Source organism: Cupriavidus phytohabitans (assembly GCF_000426345.1).
Taxonomy (GTDB): domain Bacteria; phylum Pseudomonadota; class Gammaproteobacteria; order Burkholderiales; family Burkholderiaceae; genus Cupriavidus.
On the sequence record NZ_AUFE01000108.1, the window covers coordinates 1 to 11,345 of the forward strand.

Consider the following 11,345-nt stretch of genomic DNA (forward strand, 5'->3'; position numbering starts at 1 on the left):
AGGTCGATCAGGTAGTCGATCACGAAGGGGCAGCGCTTCTGGTAGCCCTGCACCACGAAGCCGATGCCGTTCCAGCCGGCCAGCTCGGGCTCGAAGCAAAGGCGCTCCAGCAGGTCGAGCGAGATTTCCAGCCGGTCGGCTTCCTCGGCGTCGATATTGATACCGATGTCGTACTGGCGCGCCAGCAGCGTCAGCGACTTCAGGCGCTCGTACAGCTCGCCGATCACGCGCTCGTGCTGGGCGCGGCTGTAGCGCGGATGCAGCGCCGACAGCTTGATCGAGATGCCCGGGCCTTCATAGATGCCGCGGCCGCGCGAGGCCTGGCCGATCGCGTGGATGGCCTGCTCGTACGACGCCAGGTAGCGCGCGGCATCGTCCTCGGTCATGGCCGCTTCGCCGAGCATGTCGTAGGAGTAGCGGAAGCCCTGCGCCTCGTACTTGCGCGCGTTGGCGAGCGCCTCGGAAATGGTCTCGCCGGTGACGAACTGCTCGCCCATCAGGCGCATCGCCATGTCCACGCCCTTGCGGATCAGCGGCTCGCCGCCCTTGCCGATGATGCGCGTGAGCGCCTTGGTCAGGCCCGACTCGGTATGGGTGGCGACCAGCTTGCCGGTCAGCAGCAGGCCCCAGGTGGCGGCGTTGACGAACAGCGACGGGCTCTGGCCCAGGTGCGACTGCCAGTTGGCACCGCTGATCTTGTCGCGGATCAGCGCGTCGCGCGTGGCCTTGTCGGGGATGCGCAGCAGCGCCTCGGCCAGGCACATCAGCGCCACGCCTTCCTGCGACGACAGCGAGAATTCCTGGATCAGGCCCTGCACCAGGCCTTCGCGGCCGGTGCCCACCTTCTGCTCACGCAGCTTTTGCGCCAGCGCCTTGGCCATCTTGATGGCGGCGTCGGCCTGGGCCTGCGGCAGGCGGGCCTGCTCCAGCAGCACCGGCACGCATTCGGTTTCGGGGCGGCGATAGGCCGACGTGATGGCGGCACGCAGCACCGATTGCGGCTTCAGTCCAGCCCTAAAAGCAACAAATGGAGGAGACAGATCGGTTACGAAAGTTGGGCCGGCTTCGCAATCCGCAGCGCTGGCACCATCAAAAGCGACTGCGGGATTCGTGCTCTGCATTCGATCTAGCGACTCGTGGACCGCTCGTTCGATAAGGGCGTTGGTCGAGCAGCCAAGCTGCTCGGCAGCGTGTGCAATCTTGGTGCTCAGGGCCACATCAACCGCGACTTCAATGACTTCGGGCTTCATATCTCACTCTTCAAACACGGATAACGGGACTACGAATACACTCTGCCGCCAAACGGATGACTCTCTGATTACTGACCCTTGGCGGCATACTCAAAAGACGACCGATGGATGAAGTCCCACACCACATCCTGGTAAGCGGAACTCCATCCGCTGATTGGCGCCCAACGTTCGCCATCCCACCTGACAATGCGTCCAGCCCCACCTCCCTGATGATCTTCCGGCGTGATTCGCATCGGAGGAGCCAAGCCGTCAGCGTCGAAATCATTGATCTTCTGAAGCCCATCTCGCAGCGCCTCTCTCGTGACGCCACGATGGGGATCCGCACGGAGCGCTTGCTTAACTGCTTCCGCGACGATAGCCACGGAAACGACGCCCGCGTTGTAGTACGTGGTGCCAACGTTTTCTCTAGGCCCACTTCCAAGTCCGCGGCCGACAACGTTCTGGATGATGTCTTGGATGACCCTTGGCCCCTTTCCCGTGGCAAAGCCCTCAAACTTCAGCATCCCAATAGCAGGCGCCGAGATCTTCGTCATCTCCGCTTCTGACAGCCAAATCAAGGTGGCCGTTCTCTCCGGCCGAATGCCGTGGGAAAAGAGGTAGTTGTATGCCTCAAATTTCCGGGGGCCGCCGTCCCAAACGATGGTCCAGTCCGGTTTCTCCTCGGCGAGCTTCTCAAGAGTTGGCGTTCTATCTCCGGTCCTCGGGTAAAGCGCTGGAACCAGCGTAAATCCCAGCTTCTTCGACAGCTCTTCCAACAATGGAAGTGTGGACATTCCAAGTGCCTCGGGGTTCGAGTCCGCCACATAGCCGATACGCTTCCCCTTTAGGTTTCCGCCTTCTGCCTGCTCAATATGCTTGACGATCAGCGCAGCTTGCGACCAATACGTTGGCGACATCGGAAAGACATACGGAAACACTTTCCCATCTGACGCGTCACTACGACCGCTGTAGAACGACACCAAATTTACTTTGTCATCCAACACTCGTTTGGTGAGTGCCTTGGCGACAATGGTCGATAGAGGATCCACCGCAAGCACTCCGTCCTTCAGCATCCGCTCGTACGCCTCAATCCCCTTTTTTGCGTCATTGGCGTGGTCAGCATCGACAAAGCGAATCTGATGACCTTGGACGCCACCTCGTTGATTGAGCAGCGCTGCGTAATCCTTCTGCCCTTGGTGATATAGCGTGCTCGTGGTGATGGCGTATTGGTAGTCGAGGGGCGAACCGATCAAAATGTCGGAGGCTGCCTGGCAAACCATCGCGACGCCGCAAAGCAATATGCCCAAGAGGGGCTGTTTCCAGAAGTGAGGACTGTTCATTTGGAGACTCCACGTTGCTAAGCGTTAAGGACGAGTGTCTTCACGGCCGCCGCAATGGGAGCAGCCGGGAAAGAGAAATTGACGCGGGGTATGGATTGGGACTTGGCGCTGGTCCGCCGCTGCTTCCCCTCGAGAAGAGCCAGCGATGCTCTGGCCAGCGCCGCTTCGTTCCGTGGCAACGCAACGAGTGGGACGACTCAACCGCCCCAGACTTCCTTGAAAACGCGGAACCAGTTCAGACCCATGATCTTCTGGGTATCGTCTTCTGAATAGCCGCGAGCGCGCAGACCTTCAGTGAGATTCCCGAGGCGATCCGGCGTCTCCATGCCTTCCGGGTAGTAGTACGGCGGGGGCGGATACGACGCACCCCACCGGCCTTGCTTGAGGTGACCTTTGTACAGCGCCATGGCCGCTTCGTCTGATGAATACGGATGTTGGCCAGTGTAGTAATCCAATCCCAGCGCCACATGATCAGGACCGACCAGGCTCACCATGTGATCGATGTGCCTGACGAAATCGTCCATCGTGGGCCGCTTCGAATCGGACACAAAGAACGGGACTGCAGCTACGCCGACAAGGCCGCCGGTCGCCGCAACCGCCTTGATCTGGTCGTCCAGAATGTTGCGCTGTGAGCCGTAGACGGCGCGAGCACAGGCATGCGAGAACACGACGGGTCGCTCGGACACTTCGAATGTTTCCATCGTCGTGCGGTAACCGGTGTGAGAAACGTCCACCACGATGCGCGCTTCGTTCATGCGCTTGATGACGGCGACGCCGAACTTGCTTAGCCCCGCATCAGTGCGCTCCTCGCAGCCATCGCCCAAGCGGTTCTTGACGTTGTACGTCAATTGAATCATTCCGATGCCCGCCGCCTTGTAAGCGTCAACAAGATCGATCTTGTCTTCCAGGGGATCGGCCCCTTGGAAATGCAAAATGATCCCCATCTTGCCAGTCTCTTTGGCCTTCAGGATGTCGGCAGCCGACCTGACGAGCAGCAACTTGTCGTCATTACGAATCTTGTTGTGCCAAGCACCGATATTGTTGAGAGACCCAACAACACCGCCTGCATTCTGCACCGTCGGTACAACCGCCGTCAGGCCGCCGGCGACACAATTCCCGGTATATTCAAGGTCGTACAGAAGCGGGCATGTGCCATCGATGATGATGGAGCGCGAGTGCAAGGTTTCCTGACTCATGGTGAACACCTTAAAATCTCTTTAGAGAAGGGACGGGTCGCGAGGAGCTTCCCACGTCCGGATACAGTCGCTGTGTCTGCACCGCCGTCATTGAAACGACATGCCGGCGCAGTTGCCTCGAGCTCGTGTCACTCGCCGAACGAGGGCAATCGTTGGATCTTAGCCTGGTCGATGACCTGATTCCATTTCGCCTTCTCTGCCACCATAAAGCTATGGAACTGTTCTGGCGAGGGATCCGTCGTCACATGGGCGCCAAGCTTCTTGATGTTGTTGATGTATTCCGGATTCGTGGAGACCTTTCGTACTGCGGCGCTGATTTTGTCGACGATAGGCTTAGGCGTGCCTTTTGCTGCCGCGATACCCAACCAGCTATCCGCGGTGAAGCCAGGATAAATTTCGGCCATCGCGGGAACGTTCGGAAACAGGGGATCGCGCTTGGCCGACGTAATCGCGAGTGCTTTGAGTTGCTTGGACTGGATCTGTCCCACGGCGGCGGGCAGCGTTGCGCCCGGCCGGTTCATCACGATTACAGGCTGACCAAGTTCCTGGCTCAAGTACTTTCCGAGTATGCGCCCCACGACGTCGGTGGTTCCGCCGGGAGGTGCGGGCACCACGAGCGAGATTTCGCGCGACGGATAGTTGTCAGCAGCGACGGCGTTGCCAATGCACAGAGGTGTGCAAACCGCGGCAGTAACGGCAATCGAGGTAAGCAGTTTCTTCATTTCAGGCCCCAATGGTAGTGTCCGTCAGCACCTTCATTGCGTGCGCCGTACGTCCAACGTGATAACTCTTATAGCGCCTTTGGCGCGAAGACGAACTTCTCAGGAGTAGAAAACGGTATGCCTAGGCGTCGTACGCAAGCGACGCTGCGGCAAGATCTTCGAGTGCCGTTCCAACGGCTTTAAACAACGTGATCTCGTCATGGCGTTCCCGGCCCGGGTGGGTCTTTCGGCAAAGATCCTCCATCCGCGCGAGGACTCGCGCAGGCTCGAACACGCCAGCCCTGATTGGCTCCAGCAAATCACCTGCTTTTGCCAGCGCCTCGTCCGTGTCGATGAAAACTCGCGCGCGCCGAAAGCATTCGTTGTCCGACTCTCGCATCGTCGGTGTGAAACCGCCGATCAGATCCAGGTGAGTTCCCGGCGCGAGCCAATCCCCGCGGATCAACGGAGCGGTCGATAGCGTCGCGCAGGTAATGATGTCGGAGCGGCGCGCCGAGGCTTCTAGATCGGTCACCACAGAAGCTTCAATGTCCATGTTGACGAGCGCATCGACGAACTTCTGTGCTTTTTCGAGACTGGTGTCCCAGACCTCTACACGCGCGATGTCCCGCACCGCCGCGTAGGCCTCCGGCAGCAAGGAGCCGACCCTACCCGTGCCCACGAGCAAGAGCGACTTGGACTCCGGGCGACTCAAGTACTTGGCTGCCAACGCCGAAGCGGCCGCAGTTCGCCGCGAAGTAATCGCGTCTCCGTCCAGCATGGCCAGCGGCTGCCCGGTCGTTGCATCGAACAGGATGAATGTGGAATGCAACCCGGGCAGCCCCTTCGACGTGTTGCTCGGGTACACCGACACCGTCTTGATGCCTAAGCGTCCGCCGACTTGCCAAGCTGGCATGACCAACAGCGTTGCAGGTGACTCAGCGCCTGGCACTTCAATGGGGTGGTTGTGGCGAAGCGGAACATGGCAACCGGTTGCAAACATCGCTTCCAGGGCGGCGATGGTCTGATCGAAAGGCAAACGCTCGCTGGTCTGCTGATAATCGAGTACAAGCATGGTGTGACGTCAAGAATGAGCGAATCGGCTCGGTGAAAATGGCTGCAGATCGACGGTCGTTGGCTGCCCAGCGATCGCCTGCGCGATCAAGTGTCCAGTCACCGGCCCCAGCGTTAAGCCGAGATGTCCGTGCCCAAAAGCCATGAAGCAATTGGGATGCTTGCCAGCTCTCCCGATGACTGGCAATGAGTCCGGCGTCGATGGCCGAAAGCCGAGCCAACGGCTTTCGATCGGCCCTTGGAGTTCAGGCGCGATTTGCTGAATGGCGGCCACGGTCCTATCAAGTGTTTCGTATCTTGGGGGTGCGTCCAATCCCGCAAACTCCACGCTGCTGGTGATCCGAAGTCCTTGCAACTGCTGGGACAACACGACGGATTTCTCGTGCCAGAGCAGTGGGGCTCGCAGTAAAGTTCGATTTCCGGTCTTTAGCATCGCGTGGTAGCCGCGCTCCGTGTCGAGGTAGACGCGCTCACCCAATTGCATTGCCAGGACTTTCGACCACGCGCCCGCTGCAATGACAAACTTCGTGCCCGCAACATGTCGGTCTGCCGTACGTACGCCGGTGACCTTGCCGTCAGTCAGTTCGAAGCCCTTCGCTTTTTCAGAGACAAAGCGAACGCCGGCGTTCGCGCACGCATCCTGGGTACGCGCTACATATGCACCTGGGTCCGTGACCTGAATGCAGTCGGAGTACAGGGTGCCCTTGCGAAAGATGTTGCGCAAACCAGGAAGCAGATCGTTCAACTCGTCGGCCGAGAGGGCCGACATTGCAACGCCACGCTCCGCCAGATAGCGCCGCTCTGCCTCCAAATCAGAGTATGCCTTTTCGGACTCGTAAGCCTTTATCCACCCTACATCCCGTAGCAGATTGCCGGCATCGGCGTCTCTCGCCAACCGACGATGCTCAGATACGGAAAGGGACAGCAGAGATTTCAAGGCTTCGGCTGCGCGATCCACCTTTCCCGGGGCACTGGCAGCGAGAAAGCGAATCAGCCAAGGCGCCAGCGCCGGCAGGTAACTCCATCGCAGCTTCAGCGGACTATCCGAGGCAAACAACATCTGCGGAATCGCCTTAAGCAGCGCCGGTGTGGCGATGGGCAGGTATTCGCACGTCGCGATCACTCCGGCGTTGCCGAAGCTCGCGCGTTGCCGAACGTCGCCAACGTCAACAACGGTCACATCGTGTCCCGCGCGACGCGCATGCAACGCGCAACTGAGCCCGACGATACCTCCTCCAACGACGACGACCTGATCCGACATGATCTGCTTGCGGTAAGAAACGATGTGACAAATTTAGGTCAAGCTCTTTTCTACCGCAACAATTTTTTATCGGATACGAAATCTTTTTCGCAGAAAACAGGGTAAACCAGAACTTATCACCACCCGATGGTCCGCACTTCGGCACGACAAAGTGGCGAAAAAGGCTACTGTCTTTATGTTTGCTTAATTTTCTGATGCGAAAAAAACTTCGGCGTTTGCTACAATGAGTTTCCACCTGCCTGCTCCGCTCTCCGTCATGGCCGCCCACGCTGAAACAGAGTCCGCCCCGTCGGTTGACCGATCGAATCGCGACACAACAGATGCCGAACAGCTCCACGTTCCGCTCGGTCAGACTCTTAGAACTCTCCGTGCCCAGGCAAAGCTCACGCTCCAGCAACTGAGCGGCCAAACGGGAATTTCGGTGTCGACGCTTTCGAAAATCGAAAACGGCCAACTGTCGCCGACATACGAGAAGATTGCAGCGCTGGCGCGGGGCCTCTCGGTAAACGTCAGCGAACTTTTCGGCTCCCCGGAGAAGCCAGCGCCCTTGGGTAGGCGCAGCCTAACGCGCGCGGGTCAAGGGGTTGTGCATGAAACAGCGCAATACCGTTACGAGGTGTTGAATTCCGACCTGGCGGACAAACAGTTCGTTCCGCTTCGCACGACGATCAAGGCTCGCAGCGTCCGAGATTTCGGAAATCTTTTCCGTCATGGCGGCGAGGAGTTCATCTACGTACTGGAGGGTCAGGTAGTGCTCCATACGGACTTCTATGCTCCCGTGACGCTCTCCGTGGGCGACTCCTGCTACTTCGACAGCGCCATGGGCCACGCCTGCATTTCTGCGGGTGACGAAGATGCCAAGGTTCTCTGGGTCTGTTCAAGCGTGACGTTGGACACGTAATTTTCGAGCGTACGAGAACGGACATTGGAACGCCCTCGAAATCGTAACGACGCAAATCACGACGCTGTTGGGATCCAACGTCGAAATCGACGACGACACATTGGCGGCATGTTTATGACTGCCAAGGACACATGGTCCCTGTTCGCCGTGACGGCAGGGCTGCTCGCCGTCATCATTTCCTACGCCGGCCCACTGGCCATTTCTTCCAGGCCGCCCACGCCGCCCACGCCGCCAATGTAGGCAACGACGTTGTTGCTTCGTGGGTGTGGTCGATCTCGACGGGCGCAGCCGTCGCCGGAATGATGCTTAGCTGGCTGCTGAAGCTTCGCGTCCATCCTCGTCGCCTTCTCCGGTGGGATCACCATTGTGATTGCCGCCATTACAGCGGCGCTCTGCACCGGCCGGGATTCGCATCCTAATCCCCGACGTCGATATGTCGCGGGTATTGCAAACGGACTCTTCTACCTGATTGGTGGTACGTTCGCAGGCACGGTGGTCATGCTGTTCGCAGCGTTACCGACTGCTTTTGTGGCAGTACTAGCAGGACTGGCCCTGCTGGGTGCCATTGCGACAAACATCGTGGGACTTGTGCAAGACGAAGCCCATCGGGAGGCGGCGTTCATCACATTCATCGCTACTGCTTCTAACATGTGCTTTTTGGGCCTGGGCTCGGCGTTCTGGGGAATCGTCTTGGGATCGGCTGCACATCTTGTGTTTAGAAGAGCAAAGGGATAGAGATCGCAAGCTATCCCTCTCTTGATTACACCCATAAAACGGCAGGAACGTCCCCGTCAGTATTGCGCCGACGCTGACGCCAACGAAAGTTCGTTGTGGCCGGGCAGCATCCGCTTCTGTGCGTTTATCGGCAACGGCGTAGCCTCGGGCAAAACCATACTCGAACGACTGTTTCGTCAGATTCCAGTCATCGACGGCAGGGAAGTTGACCGACCGAGAAGGGTCGCGAAGAGACGTCGGACAGAGCGCGAAGATCCGTGACTTGCCGCACCGCCCTGCCCCCTGCGATGACGAAGACTTCTCGCCGGCGACCAGATCGGTGATACCACAGACCGTTCGGCGAGGCATCCCCGGCATTTCGTCTAAGCTCGCGGATTCTTCAACTTAAGGCGGCGATGCTCCAGATAGCGGTTCATGGCCGATCGCCAGTTCTCCGTTGCGGCCGGCCTGCCGGCGTCGTCGGTTGTCGCCCCGATAAAGTTCGAACCTGGCGATAAGGAATAGCAGTAGCTCGAACCGTGCACCGTTCGTTCCCTAAACGATTGTCCGTATCGGAATAACCATGCGGCTCACTTTGGCACGATATGAACGAAAATTGTCGTTCGTACCACTAGCCCGTTCAGCCCGCGCTCCCTATCCTGTGCTCGGTGGATCGCGGCCCGACAGCGGGCAGAGTCCGCCAGAAACTTCAACTTACAGTGAGAGAGAACGTGAAAGGCAAGCTACTGATGCTCCGCCCGGACTTTACTCAAGCCTCGGACTCAGCCAGCTAACGGACATGGACCGATACGACAAGCAAATCCTTGCCATCCTGCAGGAAGACGCAACCGTCCCCGTAACGGAAGTCGGGGACCGTGTCGGCCTGACCTCGACGCCATGCTGGCGCCGCATCCAAAAGCTGGAAGAGGCCGGCATCATTCGCAAGCGCGTTGCATTGCTGGACGCAAACGCCTTGAATGCCGGTGTCACAGTCTTTGTTTCAGTGCGTACCAGCCAGCACAACCTGAAATGGATCAAGCTGTTCCATGGATTAGTGGCATCGATCCCGGAGGTGACCGAGTTTTACCGGATGGCCGGCGACACCGATTACCTGCTGCGGGTGGTAGTGCCGGATATCGCGGCCTATGACCGCGTCTATAAGAAGCTGATCCAAGGGGCGGAGCTCGCCGATGTTAGCTCCAGCTTTGCGATGGAACAGATCAAGTACACCACTGCGCTACCATTGGATTACGCGTAAGAGAGCACCGGTCATCCGAGACCGGCGCTTGTAGAAACCTACGATCTATCCGCGTATAGGTGACTCGATTGGATGGAAACCGCCGTGCCACCGTGAATGGGCGCAACGGCAACTGGGAAACTTGATCCGCCATTGGCCGGAATCAATGCAGCTCAGATGTACTGAAACGTCGTCTGTAGTATCCGGGACTTGTTCCAAGCCGGATCCGGAAGTGATTGCGCAACGTGGCTGCGGCGCCGAACCCCACTTGCACCGCGATGTCATCCACGGACGAATCGGTCTCTTCGAGCAACACTCTCGCTCGGCTTAAACGTTCTATCAGCAACCACTCGCCAGGCGGCATACCCATCATACTGACAAAGTGCCGCTGGAAGGTGCGGGCACTCATTGCGGCTTGCCTTGCCATTCTGGCAATCGGCCAGTCTTCATCCAAGGTTGCGCGCACCGCGTCCACCAAGGGTGCCAACGAAGCGGTGCTGCGCTTCGAGACCGGCTCGGCAATGTACTGGGCTTGGCCACCTTCACGGTGTGGCGGCATCACAAGTCGGCGTGCGACCTGATTGGCCGCACGAGGGCCAAAATCCCGGCGGATCAGGTGCAGGCACAGATCGATTCCCGCTGCACTTCCCGCCGAAGTCAGGACATCGCCGGCATCGACGTAGAGCACATCTGCCTCCACCCGGATTTCCGGATATCGCTCCGCCAGTGTTGCCGCGTGACGCCAGTGCGTAGTCGCGCGCTTACCGTCGAGCAATCCCGATGCGGCCAAGACAAAGGCCCCCGTGCAGATCGACATGATTCTCGCCCCCCGCTTGTTCGCCTTTCGCAAAGCGCGGCAGAGATCCGGCGGCACAACCGCTTCAATATCGCGCCAGCCCGGGATGATGATCGTCTTCGCCCTCGAAAGAAGTTCAAGGCCACCGTCAGCCTGCACTCGGATGCCACCCGGCCCGCGCAACGTCCCGGGCTCGGCCGAACACGTCGCGAAGCGATACCACGCGTCTCCCATTTCCGGTCTGGGCAAACCGAACACTTCAACGGCGCAGCCGTACTCAAAGAGGCTCAGGCCGTCGTAGACGACGACTGCGACAAGTCCCCCATTGGCGGCCGATTGCGATTCCTTCTTTGGCACGATGCAGATAGAAATAGGTATTGATGCCACCGCGCCGGATTTTGCACCATCGGCCTGGCGTCTCGCAAGCGTCGAAACGTGGCAGTTGGAGCGCGCAGGGGCTGCGGATCACTATACGGCACACTTTGGCATGATCTAGACGAAAATTGTCGTTCGTGCCACTAGTCGGTTCAACCCGCGGTCCCTATCCTTTGCTCGGTCGAAAGCGGCCCGACGCAGCAGAGTCCGCCAGAAACTTCAACTGTAAGCGGTCGACTAACAACGCCTCTTGCGGCCGGATACGAGGTCGGCTAAACAGCGGATGTCTTGAGATTCCAAGGCAGCAAGGCCTCGTAGTCGTCAGCGGTCTTCGCGAGCGGCAGCGCCTTGAACAAGGCGACGAGATAGCGGTACGTATCGACGCCATTGGCCTTGCAGGTCTCAATGATCGAGTACAGATTCGCGCTTGCGTTCGCGCCAGCCACGGTGTCACAGAAGAGCCAGTTCCGGCGCCCTACGGTGAACGGCCTGATCGAATTCTCAATCACATTGTTCGATAT

The 11,345-nt window shown here is 58.8% G+C and carries 9 protein-coding genes and 2 pseudogenes; 3 read left to right on the forward strand and 8 right to left on the reverse strand.

Features of this window, described 5'->3' with window-relative positions; translation table 11 throughout:
* The 6 genes and pseudogenes from K309_RS38210 to K309_RS0131960 all read right to left on the reverse strand — a co-directional run.
* Positions 1-1,004 (reverse strand): annotated as a pseudogene (locus tag K309_RS38210) (proline dehydrogenase family protein); the annotation flags it as partial.
* A gap of 314 nt (positions 1,005-1,318) precedes the next feature.
* Positions 1,319-2,569, reverse strand: coding sequence for an ABC transporter substrate-binding protein (locus K309_RS38215; protein ID WP_051320732.1), 1,251 nt, complete (start codon positions 2,567-2,569; stop codon positions 1,319-1,321).
* Positions 2,570-2,766: 197 nt separating this feature from the next.
* On the reverse strand, positions 2,767-3,765 hold the full coding sequence (locus K309_RS0131945) for a dipeptidase (protein WP_029050087.1): 999 nt from the start codon (positions 3,763-3,765) through the stop codon (positions 2,767-2,769).
* Between the two features lie 128 nt (positions 3,766-3,893).
* Positions 3,894-4,487 (reverse strand): Bug family tripartite tricarboxylate transporter substrate binding protein, encoded by a 594-nt coding sequence (locus tag K309_RS0131950; protein WP_029050088.1) that lies wholly within the window; start codon positions 4,485-4,487, stop codon positions 3,894-3,896.
* A gap of 121 nt (positions 4,488-4,608) precedes the next feature.
* Positions 4,609-5,541: a bifunctional Delta(1)-pyrroline-2-carboxylate/Delta(1)-piperideine-2-carboxylate reductase gene (gene lhpI / locus K309_RS0131955; protein WP_029050089.1), complete on the reverse strand. Its 933-nt coding sequence runs from the start codon at positions 5,539-5,541 to the stop codon at positions 4,609-4,611.
* Positions 5,542-5,550: 9 nt separating this feature from the next.
* Positions 5,551-6,801 carry an NAD(P)/FAD-dependent oxidoreductase gene (locus K309_RS0131960; RefSeq protein ID WP_035878705.1) on the reverse strand — a complete coding sequence of 417 codons (1,251 nt, stop codon included), beginning with the start codon at positions 6,799-6,801 and terminating at the stop codon, positions 5,551-5,553.
* Between the two features lie 223 nt (positions 6,802-7,024).
* On the opposite strand from K309_RS0131960, the gene K309_RS0131965 reads away from it, so the two are divergent.
* The 3 genes and pseudogenes from K309_RS0131965 (at position 7,025) to K309_RS0131970 (ending at position 9,674) form a co-directional block, all read left to right on the forward strand.
* Positions 7,025-7,702, forward strand: coding sequence for a helix-turn-helix domain-containing protein (locus K309_RS0131965; RefSeq protein ID WP_232232586.1), 678 nt, complete (start codon positions 7,025-7,027; stop codon positions 7,700-7,702).
* Positions 7,703-8,023: 321 nt separating this feature from the next.
* Positions 8,024-8,437 (forward strand): annotated as a pseudogene (locus K309_RS43425) (benzoate/H(+) symporter BenE family transporter); the annotation flags it as partial.
* 778 nt (positions 8,438-9,215) lie between these two features.
* Positions 9,216-9,674, forward strand: coding sequence for an Lrp/AsnC family transcriptional regulator (locus K309_RS0131970; protein WP_029050092.1), 459 nt, complete (start codon positions 9,216-9,218; stop codon positions 9,672-9,674).
* 142 nt (positions 9,675-9,816) lie between these two features.
* Here the strand turns inward: K309_RS0131970 and ftrA are convergent, their stop codons facing one another.
* Together ftrA and K309_RS0131980 are read right to left on the reverse strand one after the other, a co-directional pair.
* Positions 9,817-10,806, reverse strand: coding sequence for a transcriptional regulator FtrA (gene ftrA, locus K309_RS0131975; RefSeq protein ID WP_029050093.1), 990 nt, complete (start codon positions 10,804-10,806; stop codon positions 9,817-9,819).
* Positions 10,807-11,096: 290 nt separating this feature from the next.
* Positions 11,097-11,345: transposase domain-containing protein (locus K309_RS0131980; RefSeq protein ID WP_029050094.1), on the reverse strand; the 249-nt coding region annotated here is incomplete at its 5' end.

Coding starts and splice junctions, on each gene's coding strand:
- K309_RS0131960 (WP_035878705.1), bottom strand. CDS start 6,801: ATGTCGGATCAGGTCGTCGTCGTTGGAGGAGGTATCGTCGGGCTCAGT.
- K309_RS0131950 (WP_029050088.1), bottom strand. CDS start 4,487: ATGAAGAAACTGCTTACCTCGATTGCCGTTACTGCCGCGGTTTGCACA.
- K309_RS0131945 (WP_029050087.1), bottom strand. CDS start 3,765: ATGAGTCAGGAAACCTTGCACTCGCGCTCCATCATCATCGATGGCACA.
- K309_RS0131965 (WP_232232586.1), top strand. CDS start 7,025: ATGAGTTTCCACCTGCCTGCTCCGCTCTCCGTCATGGCCGCCCACGCT.
- K309_RS0131970 (WP_029050092.1), top strand. CDS start 9,216: ATGGACCGATACGACAAGCAAATCCTTGCCATCCTGCAGGAAGACGCA.
- K309_RS38215 (WP_051320732.1), bottom strand. CDS start 2,569: ATGAACAGTCCTCACTTCTGGAAACAGCCCCTCTTGGGCATATTGCTT.
- lhpI (WP_029050089.1), bottom strand. CDS start 5,541: ATGCTTGTACTCGATTATCAGCAGACCAGCGAGCGTTTGCCTTTCGAT.